We start from the raw sequence: 15,410 nt of genomic DNA, 5'->3' as shown, positions 1-15,410 counted from the left end.
GACGTTAGTTTCGGGGTCATGGCCACGCGTGAGTCGTCCGACAAGAGGGCCGAACTGCTCGAGCGCGTCGTCGACCACGTGCTCGAGAACGGCGTCGGCCAGCTCACCCTGCGCGCCCTCGCGACGGCGGTCGGCTCGAACAACCGCATGCTGCTGTACTACTTCGGCAGCCGCGAAGAACTGGTCGTCACGGCGCTGCACGGGGCCGAACGGCGGTTCCCGGGCATCGTCGGGGTCGTGGACCACCTGGCCGGGCCGGACCTGCCGCTCGACCAGCGCCTCCTCGCCGTCTGGCGGACGGTGTCCGATCCCGTCAACCAGCCCTTCAACCGGCTGTTCTTCGAGGTGTTCGGCCTCGCGAGCTTCGATCGCGAGCGCTACGCCTCGCTGCTCGGCGACATCGGCTCCGAGTGGGTGGGTCAGGTGGCGGCCGCGTACCGCGCCGAGGGCGTCGAGGAGGCGCGGGCCGAGTCGCTCGCGCACGAGACGGTCGCGCTCTGGCGCGGTCTCCAGGCGACGCTGCTCAGCGCCGGGGCGAGCGCGGCCGTCGACCGCGCGGCCGTCGACGCGATCGCGGCGCTCGTCGCCCGCGTCCGCGCCGCCGCCGTCCCCGCCTGAGGGGAGCCCCGTGTTAAGACCTTGTTTCGGGGCTGGACTCTGGGTGAACCATCCGGTTCACTGACGGCATGAAGCAGATCCGTCTCGGTGTGTTCGAAGTCGCCGGCCCCCAGGTCGGCGGCACCCTCAGCTGGTCCCACCCGCGCAGCGACTCGCTCGGCTACCACGGGCTCGACCTGTGGATCGGCATGGCGAAGCTGCTCGACGCGGCCGGCTTCGACTTCCTGTTCTTCGCCGACGGGTTCGGTTACCCGTCGGTCGACGGCGACCTGCCCGAGACCGCGGCGCGCGGCGGCATCAACTTCCCCGGCATGGACCCGGCCCTGCTGATCCCGACCCTGGCCCGCGAGACCGAACGCCTCGGCTTCGTCGTCACCTCGTCGACCGGCCTCGACCACCCCGTGCAGTCGGCCCGCCGCTTCGCCACGCTCGACCACCTGACGGGCGGCCGCATCGGCTGGAACATCGTCACGGGCGCCTCGCAGAACACCGTCGCCGAGCTGTTCGGCCACGACGAGATGCGCGGCCACGACGCCCGCTACGACCAGGCCGACGAGTACGTCGACCTGGCGATCACGCTCTGGGAGGGCTGCTGGGAGGACGGCGCGTTCCGCGGCGACGCCGAGGCGGGCGTCCTCGCCGACCGAGACCGGATACACCGGGTCGAGTTCGCCGGCGAGCACTTCCGGTCGTCCGGCTACTTCACGGTCGCCCCGTCGCCGCAGCGGACGCCCGTCCTGTTCCAGGCCGGCACGTCCGACCGAGGGCGCGCCTACGCCGCGCGCAACGCCGAGTGCGTCTTCGTGCAGGGCACGACGGTGCCGAAGACGGCCGCGAACGTCGCCGACATCCGGGCCAAGGCGGCCGCCCTCGGCCGCGACCCCGAGTCGGTCAAGATCATGGTCGGGCTGACCGTCACGGTGGCCCCGACCCACGACGAGGCCGTCGCGCTGCGGAAGGAGTTCGACGACCTCCAGACCGACGAGGTCGTCGCCGTCCTCTACGCGGGCAACACGGGCATCGACCTGCTCTCGCTCGACCCGTCCCGCGACCTGACGCAGCTGCAGGACGACGGCGGCCCCGTCGGGCAGATGGGTCAGAGCAACATCGACCGGTTCCTGCCGAAGGACGGTTCGCCGGCCCCGACCGTGCGTGAGATCCTCGACGACCTGCGAGGCAAGGGCACCCGGGGGCTCCAGCTGGTCGGCGACCCCGTCGAGGTCGCGGACGAGCTCGAGCGGCTCGTCGACGAGACCGACCTCGACGGATTCCTGATCGAGCCGATCTTCGGCACGGCCGACCTGGCCGACTTCGCCGACCTCGTCGTGCCCGAACTGCGTCGCCGCGGCCGGATGCCGGCCGAGCCGGCCACGGGCACGCTGCGGGAGCAGATGCTCGGCCGTCCCGGCGCACACCTCTCGGCCGACCACCCGGGTGCCCGCTTCGCGGTGGTGCCGGCGACGGTCTGACGCCGCCGCCGACGCCGACGGGTGGTGCGCCTCCCCGGGGACCGTGTCCCGGCGGCGCGGGCGGCTCAGGGCGTGCGGCTGGTCCGGGGAGGCGCGGCTCGGCTCAGGAGGCGCGTCCCGCCCAGGCGCGGATCGCCGGGTACAGCTCGGGCAGCGTCGCCGCGCGATGCGTCGGCCGGGCGTCCACGGAGGGGAACCGCTCGACCAACGCGGTCGGCGAACCCTGGGTGGCGGCCGGTTCGAGGTCGTTCGGCCAGATGTCGCCCACGCTGAGCAGACGGTCGGGGCGGCCGGCGAGACCCGCGTCGGCGCGGAGCCGGTCGAGCACGGCGGGCAGCCCGGACGGTTTGCGCGCGTCGGTGACGATCTCGTCGACGCGGTCGGCGAGGCCCAGTCGTTCGAGGGGCTGGACGACGCCGTGCTCGGGGGAGTTCGTCACGAGCACGACGTGCACGCCGTCGGGCAGCGAGTCGAGCAGCTCGGCGAGTCCGTCCGGCGCCTCGATCTCGAGGCGCCCGTCCGCGAGGGCCGCCCGGGCCCCCGCGTAGGCGGCCGAGCGGGCCGCGTCGGCGACGCCGAGGGCACGTGAGACCCGCTCGGCGACGACGTACCCGTCGGGCGACCCGTCGGCCTCGGCCAGGGCGGCGTCGACCCCGGCGGGTTCGTCGGCGAGCGGGCTGCCGACGAACCGGGCCAGCACCGCTTCGACCAGCCGGGGTGGATGCCGCTCGTCGGTCGCCGCGAGGGCCTCGTCCAGGAGGCGCGCGTAGGTCAGGACGGCGCCGTCGCCCAGGCAGACGGTCCCGTCGAAGTCGAGCACGAGGACGTGGGTGGTGGTCATCCGTCGATCCTGCCCCACGTGACCGACACCCGAGCATGGGAGGGGCCGTGGTGCGGCCGGTGGGACTGGGAGCGGGCCAAGGAATGCTGTGGGCCGTCTGTGCATTCCCTCCGCGTCGACGCGGGCGCGATAGAACGGGAGCATGAGCAACGAGCAGGACACCACGCCCACCCCCGACGACCGCCCCCGCCCCGCGTACGGCGAGTACGCACCGCAGTCCGCCGGACAGCAGCCGGCAGGCGACCAGGGTCAGCAGGCCGGGCAGGCCCCGGGCCCGTCGGGCACGGTGCCGGGTCAGGGCGATCAGTCGGGCGCGCCGTACGGCCAGCCCGGCTACGGCCAGCCCGGGCCGCAGGCCACGCCGACGACGGGCACCCCGGGCCCCGGCGGCATCGGCGCCTTCGCGGGTGCGGGCTACCCCCAGGTGCTCGCGTCGTTCACGAAGTACGAGGACGCCCAGTCGGCCGTCGACCTCTTGTCGGACGAGGGCTTCCCCGTCGAGAGCGTGTCGATCGTCGGGCACGACATCCGGACCGTCGAGAACGTGTCGGGTCGGTTGACCTCGGGCAAGGCCGCGGGACGCGGCGCCGGTGGCGGAGCGTGGTTCGGCCTGCTGCTCGGCTTGCTCTTCGGCATCTTCGCCCCGTCGGGTGCCTGGATCGGCGTGCTGCTCGTCGCCGTCGGCCTCGGTGCGCTGTGGGGGGCGCTGTGGGGCTTCGTCGGCCACAAGATGCTGCGTGGTCGTCGCGACTTCTCGTCGGTCCGCACCATGGAGGCCGGTCGGTACGAGGTGCTGGTCCGCGGCGAACTCGCCGCCCGGGCGCACCAGACGCTGGCGCAGGGTCGCAAGGTCGCCTGAGCGACGCCACCCGCGCCTCCTCGGTTCCGCCGTTCCGCGCCCGCCCCGTTCGTCGGGGCGGGCGCGGTCGCGTCTCCGTCCGCCGTGGCCCTGTCGTTGGGGCGCCAATCGTTGGTAGACTCACCATCATGACGAGACCCGAGCGGCAGCACGACCACGGCAGCAGGTTCGGCGACCTGGTCGAGCGCATGAACGCCCGACTGCGTCCCTACATCGGTGGCGCGCAGCTGGGGCTGAAGAACGAGGCGCCGGCGGTGGCCCCCCAGCACGGTGGCGCCTGCCCGCTCTGCGGCGCCCCGATGGACGAGCACGTCGTCGACCGCACGGGCGTCCGCACCATGGTGCACTGCCCGGCGCCGCGGGCATGAGCGCCGCCGGCGCCGCGGGCATGAGCGCCGCCGGCGCCGATCCGCTCGAACTCGAGAGCCAGATCTGCTTCGCGCTCTCGGTCGCCTCGCGGGGCGTCGTGGCGGCCTACCGTCCGGTGCTCGAGCCGCTGGGGCTGACGCACCCGCAGTACCTCGTCATGCTGGCCCTCTGGCAGCACGCACCGCTGTCGGGTCGTGAGCTCAGCCGTCTGCTGCGGCTCGACCCGGGCACGCTCAGTCCGCTGCTCAAGCGGCTCGAGGCCCAGGGCATGCTCACCCGAGCGCGCCGGGCCGACGACGAGCGCGCGCTGTCGATAGAGCTGACCCCGGCCGGTGCCGCGTCGAGGCGTGAGGCCGAGAGCATCCCCGCCCGCATGATGGCGCGGCTCGGGGTGACGCCCGACGAGCTCGTCGTGCTGCACCGCACGATGACGAAGCTGATCGCGGCCGCCGACGCCGAGGGCGACTGACCCCCTCGGCTCCGCCGTGCCTCAGCGCAGCGGCGCGGGGACGCTCGCCGAGCGCGACCACACGACGTCGACGGTGCGCCCGAGTACGCGGGTCGCGATCTCGCCCGCCAGCGCCTCGCGGAAGTGCGACGCGGCCCGCTCGTCCGAGACCACGACGTCGACCCGCAGACCCGCGAGCTCGTCGGTCACCAGGGCGGGACCGTCGGCGAAGCGCACGAGGTACTGGTGGTCCGTGACGGGGACGTTCTCGTAGTGGTCGCGGAGGCTCTTCTCGAGCAGGCGGACCGAGTGGATTCCGTCCTTCGGCTTGACGAGGGCGCTGAGCGAGATCATGCGTCGATGCTCCACCCCGGGGGCGACCGGTGCGTGAACGGGACGTGACGGGCACCTGTGCGTCCACCGCGCCTCCTCCGTGAGTCGGCCGTACGCGCCGATGGCGCGGCCGGGACCGGGCGGGAGGCTGTCGCCGAGCAACGGCCACGGCCGGGCGGGCGGGCGGTTGGGGCCGATCAGGCGGCGGGGGAGCCGCCCGACTCGGCCACGAACTCGTCGACTGTCGTGTCGATCAGCCGCCACGAGCGGGAGAAGGCCTCGTCGGCGTCGCCGGCCCGGATCGCGAGGGCGAGGTCGAGGTGCAGTCCGGCCGCCGCGGGCGTGTACTCGGTGATGGTGAAGCGGCGCTCTTCGGTCCGGGTGCGCAGCAGGGCCTCGACGGTGGACGCGAAGTGGCCGATGACGTCGTTGCCCGAGCCGCGCAGCACGGCGGTGTGGAACGCGACGTCGGCCTCGAGGTAGGCGCGGCCGTCACCGGACGCGGCGGCGGCGACCATGGTGCGGGCGGCGTCCTCGACGGCGGAGGCCTGATCGGGGGTGAAGGCGAGCGCGCTCAGTCGGGCCGCGACCGGCTCGAGCCCGAGCCGTAGCTCGAGCAGTTCGCGCATCTGGACGAAGTACTCGGGACTGCGACCGCGCCAGAGGATGATCTGCGGGTTCATGAGATCCCACGAGGTGCGGGGGAGCACCTGCGTGCCGATGCGCTGACGCGGCTCGACCATGCCGAGCGACTGCAGCACGCGCAGGGCCTCGCGCAGCACCGACCGGGACACCGTGAAGCGGACGGCCAGGTCGTCGAGGTTCAGGATGGAGCCCACGGCCAGTCGACCGTCGACGATCTCGCTTCCGAGGACGTCGACCACCCGGGCGTGCAGGCCGCGTTCTCGTGATGCTGCGAGGCCGGGGGTCATCGACGACTCCTTGATCGAGGGGGGTGGGCAGGCAGGTGGCGGGGTGGTGCCGACTGTGGCACACTCCATAAGTCTGATTATTCACACTAATCAGATTCGTTCGTGGAACAAGACTGCCAGACATCCGTCCGGCGCCGACGGACGACAACCCCCCGGGCTCCGGCCCACGACGAAGAGGTCGCAGTGAAGCGTCCTCGGAAGGACGCGACGGAATGCACCTCCTCGCAGCGGCCACGGCCGCCCCCACGCCCTCGGGCACCGACGCGCAGTTGATCATCGCGGCCCTCGTGGGCATCGTCGTGATCGTCGGCCTCATCACCTGGCTCAAGGTCCACCCCTTCCTGGCGCTGCTGCTCGGCGCCGTCGGGGTCGGCATCGGCGCCGGCCTCGCCCCGGGCGACGCCGTCACGAGCTTCGGCACGGGCTTCGGATCGACCATGACGAGCGTCGGCATCCTGATCGGGCTCGGCGCGATGTTCGGCAAGCTGCTCAGCGACTCGGGCGGAGCGGACCGCATCGTCGACACCCTCATCTCGCGCTCGTCGCAGAAGGCGCTGCCCTGGGTGATGGCCCTGATCGGCGCGCTGATCGGCCTGCCGATGTTCTTCGAGGTCGGCCTCGTGCTGCTGATCCCCGTGATCGTGCTCGTCGCCCGCCGGTCGGGCCTGCCGCTCATGCGCATCGCGATCCCGGCGCTCGCCGGCCTCTCGGCGATGCACGCCCTCGTGCCCCCGCACCCCGGCCCGCTGCTCGCCGTCTCGACCGTGGGCGCCGACCTCGGCCTGACGCTCGGCCTCGGCGTGCTCGTCGCGATCCCCACCGTGATCGTCGCCGGCCCGCTGTTCTCCAAGCTCGCCGCGAAGTGGGCGCCCGTGCCGGTCCCCGACCTCTTCGTCTCGAAGGAAGAGGACGGCGGCGAGGGCTCGGCCCGCAGGCGCCCGAGCTTCGTCAACGCCCTGATCGGCATCCTGTTGCCCGTCGTGCTCATGCTCGCGCGCTCGATCCGCGAGGCGGCGCTGCCCACGGCGACCGGCACCTGGGTCGACCTGCTCGAGTTCCTCGGGACGCCGATGGTCGCGTTGACCGTCGCCGTGCTCTACGCGATGGTCTTCTACGCCCGCGCCGGGGGCATGGACAAGGCCGCCGTGTCGAAGACGCTCGGTTCGTCGCTGCCCGACGTCGCCGGCATCCTGCTCATCGTCGGCGCCGGTGGCGGGTTCAAACAGGTCCTGATCGACACGGGCATCGGGACCGTGATCGGTGACGCGGTGTCGGAGTCGGGCGTGAGCGTCCTGCTCGTCGCCTGGGTGGTCGCGGCGCTCGTCCGCGTCGCCACCGGGTCGGCCACCGTCGCCACGGTCACGGCCGCCGGCATCATGGCCCCGCTCGCCGCCGACATGTCGACCCCCGAGGCGTCGTTGCTGGTGCTCGCCATCGGTGCGGGCTCGGTCTTCCTGTCGCACGTGAACGACGCCGGCTTCTGGCTGATCAAGGAGTACCTCGGCACCACGGTCGGCCAGAACTTCAGGACCTGGAGCCTGATGGAGTGCGTCCTCAGCCTCACGGCCCTCGCCGGGGTCATGCTCGCGAGCGTGTTCATCTGATGACCGTCCTCGACAATGCGGACCGCTCCTCCTCGGCTGCCGCGCCGGATGCGGGAGGCGTGGTGCCGGCGGGCGGTCCGTACGCCGCCGACCCCGTGCTCGTCGTCATGGGCGTGTCGGGTTCGGGCAAGTCGACCGTCGCGGCCCTGCTCGCCGAGCGGCTCGGCTGGGACTCGTACGAGGGCGACGACCTGCATCCCGACGAGAACGTCGAGAAGATGGCGGCCGGCACCCCGCTCGACGACGACGACCGGGCACCCTGGCTCGACACGGTCTCGTCCTGGATCGTCGAACACGCCCTGGCGGGTGTGCCCGGCGTGATCACCTGCTCGGCACTGAAACGGAAGTACCGCGACGTGCTGCGCGAGCACAACGTCGTCTTCGTCTACCTGCGCGGCAGCCGCGACCTGCTCGGCGACCGGATGGCCGCCCGCGAGGGCCACTTCATGCCGACCGCCCTGCTCGACTCGCAGGTCGCGACGCTCGAACCGCCCGAGGCCGACGAGCGGCACGTCGTGGTCGACGCCGGCCGGTCGCCCGAGGACGAGGCCGACGACGTCATCCGGGCGCTGGGGCTGACGCCGGTCGCCTGAGCCGGGCCGCGCCTCCGTCCCTCCTGCCGGTGCCGTGACCGGGGCTCGAGTGGGCAAGAGATGCTGGTCACGGGGTGGGTGACGGCATCTTCCGCCCACTCGACGGTGCGACGCGTTCACCGGGTGGACGCCCGCGGTTCGCCGGGCCGCCACCCGCCCTGCCTAGGGTCGTGGCGTGCACCGGAGGCCGGGCGCGAGGGGTGGGGGACGATGTCGAGGGCGACGCAGGCGGGGCGGCCGCGGGTCGACCCGATGCGTCCCGTGCTCGACGGCCACGACGTGTGCCTCGACCCGCCGGCGTCGGCACAGGTCTGGCTCGGCGCCGGGGTCGGAAGCGGACACGGCTTCAGCGAGATCGCCGTGCCCGGGGTGCGCCTCGCGCGCGGGGACGCCCTGGTCGCCGTCGAGCTCACGGCCGTCCGCCTCGACGTGGTGCGCTCCCTCGGCGATCGGGGGTCGGCGTGCCTGCCCGTGGTGCCGGGCGGCTCGGCGGTCGGGCAGGTCGTCGAGGCCGACGAGCACGCCCGCGCCCACGACGGCCGACGGCTGCGGCCCGGCATGCGCGTCGTCTGGTCCGGCACCGTGGCGTGCGGTCGGTGCGTCCCGTGTCATCGGGGTCTGACCTCGGCCTGCGTCTCGGGGGAGCGGTACGGCGAGGAGCGCACGCGGCGCAGCTGGCAGTTGTCCGGCACGGTCGCGAGCCACGTGCACCTGCGCCGGGGGACCACCGTGGTGGTCGTCGGCGACGACGTGCCCGCGTCCGTGCTCGCCCCGGTGGCGGGCGTGACCGCGACGGCCGCGGAGGTGCTGCACCGCGCCTCCTCGGTGCTCGGACTCTCGGGGGTGCCGTCACTCGCGGGCCAGGTCGTCGTCGTGTCGGGGGCGGGTGCCGTCGGACTGGTCGCGACGGCCATGGCCACGGACGCCGGGGCGCGCGTCGTGGTCGTCGACCCCGAGGAGGCGCGGCGCGAGAGGTCGCGCCTGTTCGGCGCCGTCGCCGTGGCCGACCCCGGGGCGGAGTCTGGGTCGCACGCCCCCTCTCGCGTGCTCGCGTCGGTCGACCGGTCGGGGCGTCACCGCACGGTGGGGCTCGCCTTCGACGGGGTCGCGGCGGCGTCGGCCCTGGTCGAGCGGGTGGCCGTCGGGGGAGTCGTGGTGCTGGCGGGGGCGGCAGCGTGCGGCGGGGAGGTCGGCGCAAGCGGTGCCCGGCTGGTCGAGGGGCTCGTCACGGTCGGCGGCGTGCGCGACGCGGAGCCGGAGCGGCTCGACTCGTCCGTGGCGTGGGCGACCGAGGCGTGGCGGCGGTGGCCGCTGGAGTCGCTCGTGGGCGGGACGATCCCGCTGGCGGAGGTGGGCACGGTGCTCGGCGCGGCGGACGCGGACGACCGCCTGGTCGGGGTCGAGCCCGGGTAGGCCACAGGGCGGGGCCCGTCGCGTCTCGCGTGCCCCCTGCCTCGGCGGTCCGTCGCCCGGAGCGGCGTCGCCGGTGGCGCGGCTCAGGAGGCGCGGGTCAGGAGGCGCGGCTCAGGCGGTACAGCACGTGCGGCCGGAGCGCGTGGCCCGGCGGGAGCGCGGGGTGCTCGAAGTCGTCGGCGGGGTCGTGCGTCATGCCGAGGCGGCGCATCACGCGGCGGGACGGGTCGTTGATCGCCGCCGTGAAGCTGACGAGGGCGGGCAGGTCGGCGCCGGACGGGTCGAACGCGAACCGGACGACCTCTCGGGCGGCCTCGGTGGCGACGCCCTGACCCCAGGCCTCACGGGCGAGTCGCCACCCGATCTCGACCTGCCCCACGAGCGCGGGGTCGAACGTGGGACGGGACAGCCCGACGAAGCCGACGAACGCGCCCGAGTCGCGACGCTCGACGGCCCACAGCCCGAAGCCGTCCGCCTCGATCGCGGCGTCGAGCCGGTCGACCAGGGCGTCGCTCTCGGCACGCGTGCGGGTCGAGGGGAAGTACCTCATCACCTCGGGGTCGGCGTTGAGGGCCGCGAACGGCGCCCGGTCGGACTCGTGCCAGCGGCGCAGCAGCAGGCGGTCGGTGGTGAGCACCCCGTGACGCTAGCAGCGGGTGCGCACGGGCGACGCAGCGCCGACGCGACGACGAGCCCCGTTCCGAACGATGCACCCGGAACAAGCGGGGTGCATCGTTCGAGACGGGGTTCGTGGGGGAGGCGCGGTGCGGCGGGGGCGCGTCAGCCGCGGTCGCGAGGCCGACGCAGCCGCAGGGCGACCCCGAGCGCCACGATGAGGAACGCCGCGAGGGCGATGCCGATCCACTCGCCCGAGCCGGTCCAGGCGAGCCCGACCGGCGACGCCACGACGGTGCCGCCCGAGCCCGAGCCCGTGCCCGTGCCCGAGCCCGTGCCCGACCCGCCGCCACCCGGCGTGCCCGTGCCCGGCGTCCCACCACCCGGCGTCCCCGGGTCGCCCGGCACCGCCGCGGCGAGCACCGTCAGGGTGGCCCGGGCGATCTGTCCCGTCCCCTCGAGCTCGACGACGTGCGTCCCGGGTTCGAGGTCGGCCGGCACGACGAACCGCAGCACGCCGACCCCGGCCGCCGTGGTCGTCGTGGCACCGATCGACTGCGGCTCCGAGAACACGGTGCCCGCGAGGTCCTCCCCGGCGACGAACCCGGTCGCCGTGATCGACACCGTGTCGCCCGGGCGGGCGGTCGCGGGGTCGAGCGTGCCGGGCACGACGACCTTCGTCGGCTCGACGACGTCGAGGTCGATGCCGAGCACCGTCGCGAACCCGGCCAGTGCCACGTCCGGCAGACCGCGCTGCAGCGCGTTCTCGGCGTCGGCCGTCAGGGCCGCCGACCCGTCGACCGCCGTGCCGTCCACCATCGCCTGCTGGGCGAGGTCGCGGGCGACCGACACGAGGGCGTCCGCCGTGGACATCGCACCGAGGTCGGTCCCGCCGACCGGGGCGACGGCGGCGAGCAGGAGGCGCAGCGCGGCGGCGGCGTCCGTCACGGCACCGTCGCCGTCCCACACGTCGGCGTCGAGCACGGCCTGCACCGCCGCTCGGGAGGCGCCCTCGGGCAGGGAGGCGACCAGCGCCTCCAGACGCTCGCGGGCACCGTCGGTGCGCAGGCCCCAGCCGTACGGGTAGAGCGGCTCGTAGTCGGCGTCGCCCACGTTGATCGGCACCTGGTCGGCACTGGCCGCCCAGGTCACGGGCAGGCGACCGGTGAACGGTCGGTCGCCGAACAGCACGTCGGCGACGCCGGCGCCCTCGGAGCCCGGCAGCGACGACGCGACGACCGCGTCCGCGACGCTCACGACGTCGCCGAGCAGTTGCGGTCGGCCCGAGACCACGAGCACCACGCACGATGCGGCAGCGGCGCAGACCTCGTCGACGATCGCCTGGTCGGAGGCCGTCAGCGACAGGCTCGAGCCGTTGTTCGGCACGTCGCCCTGGCCTTCGGCGTACGGACGTTCGCCGACCACGACGACGCCGGTCTGACCGGCGCCGATCGGTGCCGAGGCGTCGGGGCTGAGGATGACCGAGGCGCCGGGAGCGACCTCACGGATACCCTCGGCGATGCTCGTGCCCGTCGTCGTGTCGCCCGATCCGCCCTGCCAGCTGATCGTCCAGCCGCCCATCTGGCGGCCGAGGTCGTCCGCGCTGGAGCCGGCCACGTACAGGTCGGCGTCCGCGGCCAACGGCAGCGCGCCTCCGGCGTTCTTCAGCAGCACCTGCGACTCGCCGGCGGCCTGACGGGCGACGGCGCGGTTCTCGGCCGAGCCGACGCCGTCGACGTTGGTGCGGTCGGCGAACGGCTGCTCGAACAGGTTGAGGTCGAACTTCTGCGTGAGGATGCGACGCACGGCGTCGTCGACCCGCGACTCGGCCACGTCACCGGAGCGGACGGCCGCCACGATCGCGTCGATGAACGCGCCGTAGTTGTACGGCGCCATCGCCATGTCGAGCCCGGCGTTCACCGAGCGCACGGCCTTGTCGGCGTAGCTGCCGCCGGGCAGCTTGTCGATGCCCTCCCAGTCGCTGATCAGGAAGCCCTGGAACCCCAGGTCGCCCTTCAACAGGTCGTTGTTCAATGCCGCGTTCTCGTGCATGCGCACGGGCCCGTCGCCCAGGTCGACCGCCGAGTACGACGGCATGATCGTGCCCACGCCCGCCTCGAGTGCCGGCAGGTACGGGTCGACGTGCAGCCGGGTGAAGTCCTCGAGCGAGTCGGCGTGCGTGACGCCCTGGTCGATCGGGTACGCACCGGTGCCGGCCACGGACTCGTCGTAGCTCGTGCCGCCGTCTCCGGCCCAGTGCTTGGCCGTGGCCAGCACCTCGTCGGCGCCGCCGATGTCGGTCGGGTCCTCACCCTGCAGGCCGATCACCGACGGGGCGGCGAAGGTGCGAACCAGGTCGGGGTCCTCGCCGAACGACTCGTAGCTGCGGCCCCACCGCTCGTCGCGGGACACGCAGAGGCACGGGGCGAAGGTCCACGGCACGCCCGTCGCGCGCACCTCGGTCGCCGTGACCTCGGCGATCCGCTCGACGAGGGCCGGGTCGCGGGTCGCGCCGAGGCCGGTGTTGTGCGGGAAGATCGTCGCGCCCACCACGTTGCTGTGGCCGTGCACGGCGTCCACGCCGTAGACCATCGGGATCTGCAGGCGAGTCGACAGCGCCTCGCGCTGGTACGCGTCGACCATGTCGGCCCAGGCGACCGCGGTGTTGCCCTCGGGCACCGAGCCGCCACCGCTCAGCAGCGAGCCGAGAGCGCGCCCGCTGACGTCCTGCGGCGACGACAGGCCGAGCCGCTCGGCCTGCGCCATCTGGCCCACCTTCTCGTCGAGCGTCATGCGGCCGAGCAGGTCGGCGACGCGGTCGGCCGTCGGCAGCGACGGGTCGAGGTACGGCAGGTCGTGCGCGCCGATCACGACGCGCGGACCGTCACCGACCTTCGCCGTGGTCGAGGCCAGCGCGACCGCGAACTCCTTCGACTCGGCGGCCCCCGAGGAGGCGCGGGTCGACACGGTCACGGGTTGCGCCGTCCCCGAGGCGGTCCCCGCCGCGAAGGTCACGGTGCCCGAGGCCGCGTCGTAGTCGGTGCCCTCGACGGCCGTGCCGTCGGCGGTCGACCAGTCGACCGACACGTCCGACGCCAACGGCTCGTCGCCCGCCGTCGTCACGGTCAACGGGATCTCGACCGAGCCGCCGGCGTCCACCAGGTAGACGTCCTGCGACGGGTCGACCGTGACGGACGCGGCGCTCGCCGGGGTGCCGTAGAGCTGCGTGTCGTCGAGGGCGTAGCCGACCGGGGCGGGCGTGCCCGGGGTGAAGGTGAACGAGTAGCCGAATGCGCTCGTCAGGTCGAGGGTGCCGTTCGTCGTCGCGGCGTCACCCGGCTGGTAGCCGGACGGCGTGAACGCCGAGAAGGGCAGCTCGACGAGCTTCCAGCGGTTGGTGCTGCTGCCCCAGTTGTCCTTGAAGGTCGTCGCCCACAATTCGCTGGTCTCGGCGCTGTCGCCGCCGGCCGGGTCGCCGTCCTTGATCTCGACCTTGATGTCGGCGCCCGCCGTCGGGGAGGCCGGGTTGTTCGCCTGCGAGGCGTACCACCAGAAGCGCAGGCCCTGGTAGCTCGACCAGTCCTGGCTGTCGGCGAGGTTGTGGCTGAGGCCGCCGTAGCCGCCGGCCGGGATCGACGAGGTGCCGCTCAGCACGTGGTTGTCGGCGCGGCCGTCGCGCTCCTGCACGGTGACGTCGCGGCTGATGGTGGGCTCGAGCGGCGCGGGCGAACCCCAGGTGAAGAAGCCGAGCGGGTCGCCCGTCGTGCCGAGCGGGACGTCGCCCTCGAAGTCCTCGATCATCGTCGCGCGCTCGAAGAGGGCGACGTCGTCGACCTGCCAGGTGCCCACGCCGAGGCCGGTCAGGGTCACGGCGAAGCCGGTCGACGCCGACGGGTCGAAGCGCAGGTCGCTGGACGGCTGGCCCTTCTGACGGAGGTCGGCGAACAGCACGCTGACCTGCTTCCAGTCCGCGCTGTCGTCGACGACGGTCTGCTCGAAGAGGGCGCCGTCGCCGTTCTTCAGCTCGTAGCGCAGGGGCAGGCCCGAGGCGGCGCCCTTGAACCAGAACGAGAAGCCGTCGTGGTCGCTCCAGTCCGTGGCGGGGACGTCGTGCGAGAAGCCGAACCAGCTCTCGGCGGTGGTCGGGCCGGCGACGGTGACGCGCAGGGCCTGGACGCCGGTCGCTCCCTCGCGCTGCGCCTCCCCGGTCTCGAGGGTCGGGGTGACGGCGGGGCTCTGGCCCCAGCCGAAGTAGCCGCTCGGCACGCCGCCCTCGAAGTCGTCGAGCACCGTGGTCGCGCCGACGTTCGGCAGGGTGCCCGTCGGGGTGAGCGCCACGGTGAGCGTGGCCCGCGTGCCGACGACCGTCGGGTCGCTCGGCTCGGACGCGGTCAGCTCGATCGACCTGCGGGGCGTGAGGGCGCCCGTCGAGGTCGTGACGAGGTCCACGGAGGCGCTGGTCTCGCCGGGCGCGAAGGTGACGGTCTCGTCGAGCGCCGTGTAGTCGGTGCCCGCCACCGCCGTGCCGCCGGTGGAGCGCACCCGGACGGTGACCGGCTCGTCGCTCGGACCGGTCAGGCTGAGGCCCGCGGTCAGGGTCTGGCCGGCCGCCACGGTCGCGGTCGACCGGTCGAAGGTGACCGAGCGCGTCTCGGCCTCACCGAAGACCTGCAGGCCGAAGGCCGAGTAGCCGTAGAAGTGGGGGCGCGCCGGGTCCCAGGTCGCGGCCGACCGGTGCAGCATGCTGACGCGCACGTAGCGGGCCTCGGTGGGCGTCGACAGGGTCACGTCGTCGCGGCCGCCGTCGCTCGCGACGGTCTGCGCGGTGGTCCAGCTCGCGGGCAGCGTCGGGTCGCCCGACGTGACGTCGACCGTGTAGTCGGTCGCGTACGAGGCCTCCCAGTCGAGGCCGATCGCGTCGACGCGGGCGGTGCCGCCGAGGTCGACGATCACCGACGCGGTGAACTCGACGTCCTCATCGGGCCCGTTGCCGCTCGCCCAGCGGGTCGCCGGATCGCCGTCGATCAGGGCCTCGGCGGGGAACGTGCCGTCGCCGTCGGCCTGGCTCGCCGAGGCGGTCACCGTGCCGAAGCGGGCGAGGTCGACCGGTGCGGCCTGCGCGGCGATCGCGGGCAGGCCGCTGAGCAGCAGGGCCGCGGCGGCGGTGCCGGCGGCGAGCGCGAGACCGCGGCGCGGACGGCGCGGGGCTCGCGACCGAGGGGTCGAGGAGGAGCGGGCAGGGGCAGCGGACACGATTACTCCCTTGTAATCACGGCTGTCTCACGACAGAGCTGGAGCCACCCCCGAACGAGGGCG

At 73.8% G+C, this 15,410-nt stretch carries 13 protein-coding genes; 8 read left to right on the top strand and 5 right to left on the bottom strand.

The window, feature by feature from the left end; all coding sequences use genetic code 11:
• Positions 1-18: 18 nt before the first annotated feature.
• Both HQQ78_RS08510 and HQQ78_RS08505 read left to right on the top strand, forming a co-directional pair.
• Positions 19-618: a TetR/AcrR family transcriptional regulator gene (locus HQQ78_RS08510; protein WP_173152458.1), complete on the top strand. Its 600-nt coding sequence runs from the start codon at positions 19-21 to the stop codon at positions 616-618.
• Positions 619-686: 68 nt separating this feature from the next.
• Positions 687-2,087 carry an NtaA/DmoA family FMN-dependent monooxygenase gene (locus HQQ78_RS08505; RefSeq protein ID WP_173152456.1) on the top strand — a complete coding sequence of 467 codons (1,401 nt, stop codon included), beginning with the start codon at positions 687-689 and terminating at the stop codon, positions 2,085-2,087.
• 103 nt (positions 2,088-2,190) lie between these two features.
• Here the strand turns inward: HQQ78_RS08505 and HQQ78_RS08500 are convergent, their stop codons facing one another.
• On the bottom strand, positions 2,191-2,928 hold the full coding sequence (locus HQQ78_RS08500) for an HAD family hydrolase (protein ID WP_173152454.1): 738 nt from the start codon (positions 2,926-2,928) through the stop codon (positions 2,191-2,193).
• Between the two features lie 142 nt (positions 2,929-3,070).
• On the opposite strand from HQQ78_RS08500, the gene HQQ78_RS15870 reads away from it, so the two are divergent.
• The 3 genes from HQQ78_RS15870 to HQQ78_RS08485 all read left to right on the top strand — a co-directional run bounded on the left by HQQ78_RS15870 (position 3,071) and on the right by HQQ78_RS08485 (position 4,625).
• Positions 3,071-3,787 carry a general stress protein gene (locus HQQ78_RS15870; RefSeq protein ID WP_254065153.1) on the top strand — a complete coding sequence of 239 codons (717 nt, stop codon included), beginning with the start codon at positions 3,071-3,073 and terminating at the stop codon, positions 3,785-3,787.
• A 128-nt stretch (positions 3,788-3,915) separates the two neighbouring features.
• Entirely contained in the window at positions 3,916-4,155 is a 240-nt protein-coding gene (locus HQQ78_RS08490) for a hypothetical protein (RefSeq protein ID WP_173152451.1), read from the top strand.
• Complete coding sequence (locus HQQ78_RS08485; RefSeq protein ID WP_173152449.1) at positions 4,152-4,625, top strand: MarR family winged helix-turn-helix transcriptional regulator; 474 nt, start codon at positions 4,152-4,154, stop codon at positions 4,623-4,625. The genes HQQ78_RS08490 and HQQ78_RS08485 overlap by 4 nt, the downstream gene beginning before the upstream one ends.
• Before the next feature lie 21 nt (positions 4,626-4,646).
• Here HQQ78_RS08485 and HQQ78_RS08480 read toward each other — a convergent pair whose 3' ends face one another.
• Both HQQ78_RS08480 and HQQ78_RS08475 read right to left on the bottom strand, forming a co-directional pair.
• Positions 4,647-4,958, bottom strand: a complete 312-nt coding sequence (locus tag HQQ78_RS08480; protein ID WP_056048270.1) for a hypothetical protein — start codon at positions 4,956-4,958, stop codon at positions 4,647-4,649.
• 176 nt (positions 4,959-5,134) lie between these two features.
• Positions 5,135-5,869, bottom strand: a complete 735-nt coding sequence (locus HQQ78_RS08475; RefSeq protein WP_162234613.1) for a FadR/GntR family transcriptional regulator — start codon at positions 5,867-5,869, stop codon at positions 5,135-5,137.
• Positions 5,870-6,081: 212 nt separating this feature from the next.
• On the opposite strand from HQQ78_RS08475, the gene HQQ78_RS08470 reads away from it, so the two are divergent.
• The 3 genes from HQQ78_RS08470 to HQQ78_RS08460 all read left to right on the top strand — a co-directional run bounded on the left by HQQ78_RS08470 (position 6,082) and on the right by HQQ78_RS08460 (position 9,479).
• The gene (locus HQQ78_RS08470; protein ID WP_159826884.1) at positions 6,082-7,473 is read left to right on the top strand and encodes a GntP family permease; all 1,392 of its coding nucleotides are present in this window, start codon (positions 6,082-6,084) and stop codon (positions 7,471-7,473) included.
• Positions 7,473-8,066: a gluconokinase gene (locus HQQ78_RS08465; protein WP_173152447.1), complete on the top strand. Its 594-nt coding sequence runs from the start codon at positions 7,473-7,475 to the stop codon at positions 8,064-8,066. Before HQQ78_RS08470 ends, HQQ78_RS08465 begins: the two co-directional genes overlap by 1 nt.
• Before the next feature lie 210 nt (positions 8,067-8,276).
• Positions 8,277-9,479: an alcohol dehydrogenase catalytic domain-containing protein gene (locus HQQ78_RS08460; RefSeq protein ID WP_173152444.1), complete on the top strand. Its 1,203-nt coding sequence runs from the start codon at positions 8,277-8,279 to the stop codon at positions 9,477-9,479.
• A 97-nt stretch (positions 9,480-9,576) separates the two neighbouring features.
• Here HQQ78_RS08460 and HQQ78_RS08455 read toward each other — a convergent pair whose 3' ends face one another.
• Both HQQ78_RS08455 and HQQ78_RS08450 read right to left on the bottom strand, forming a co-directional pair.
• Entirely contained in the window at positions 9,577-10,116 is a 540-nt protein-coding gene (locus tag HQQ78_RS08455; RefSeq protein ID WP_173152442.1) for a GNAT family N-acetyltransferase, read from the bottom strand.
• A 143-nt stretch (positions 10,117-10,259) separates the two neighbouring features.
• Positions 10,260-15,347: a glycoside hydrolase family 3 N-terminal domain-containing protein gene (locus tag HQQ78_RS08450; protein WP_173152440.1), complete on the bottom strand. Its 5,088-nt coding sequence runs from the start codon at positions 15,345-15,347 to the stop codon at positions 10,260-10,262.
• Positions 15,348-15,410: the final 63 nt, after the last annotated feature.

The sequence above is a fragment of the Frigoribacterium sp. VKM Ac-2859 genome, from assembly GCF_013204925.1.
GTDB lineage: Bacteria > Actinomycetota > Actinomycetes > Actinomycetales > Microbacteriaceae > Frigoribacterium.
Note: the sequence above shows the minus strand (reverse complement) of the source record. Positions and strands in the feature narration are given on the sequence as shown.

Excerpts from the sequence above, each read along its gene's own strand:
- HQQ78_RS08510 (WP_173152458.1), top strand. The coding sequence starts at position 19 with ATGGCCACGCGTGAGTCGTCCGACAAGAGGGCCGAACTGCTCGAGCGC.
- HQQ78_RS08505 (WP_173152456.1), top strand. The coding sequence starts at position 687 with ATGAAGCAGATCCGTCTCGGTGTGTTCGAAGTCGCCGGCCCCCAGGTC.
- HQQ78_RS08500 (WP_173152454.1), bottom strand. The coding sequence starts at position 2,928 with ATGACCACCACCCACGTCCTCGTGCTCGACTTCGACGGGACCGTCTGC.
- HQQ78_RS15870 (WP_254065153.1), top strand. The coding sequence starts at position 3,071 with ATGAGCAACGAGCAGGACACCACGCCCACCCCCGACGACCGCCCCCGC.
- HQQ78_RS08490 (WP_173152451.1), top strand. The coding sequence starts at position 3,916 with ATGACGAGACCCGAGCGGCAGCACGACCACGGCAGCAGGTTCGGCGAC.
- HQQ78_RS08485 (WP_173152449.1), top strand. The coding sequence starts at position 4,152 with ATGAGCGCCGCCGGCGCCGCGGGCATGAGCGCCGCCGGCGCCGATCCG.
- HQQ78_RS08480 (WP_056048270.1), bottom strand. The coding sequence starts at position 4,958 with ATGATCTCGCTCAGCGCCCTCGTCAAGCCGAAGGACGGAATCCACTCG.
- HQQ78_RS08475 (WP_162234613.1), bottom strand. The coding sequence starts at position 5,869 with ATGACCCCCGGCCTCGCAGCATCACGAGAACGCGGCCTGCACGCCCGG.
- HQQ78_RS08470 (WP_159826884.1), top strand. The coding sequence starts at position 6,082 with ATGCACCTCCTCGCAGCGGCCACGGCCGCCCCCACGCCCTCGGGCACC.
- HQQ78_RS08465 (WP_173152447.1), top strand. The coding sequence starts at position 7,473 with ATGACCGTCCTCGACAATGCGGACCGCTCCTCCTCGGCTGCCGCGCCG.
- HQQ78_RS08460 (WP_173152444.1), top strand. The coding sequence starts at position 8,277 with ATGTCGAGGGCGACGCAGGCGGGGCGGCCGCGGGTCGACCCGATGCGT.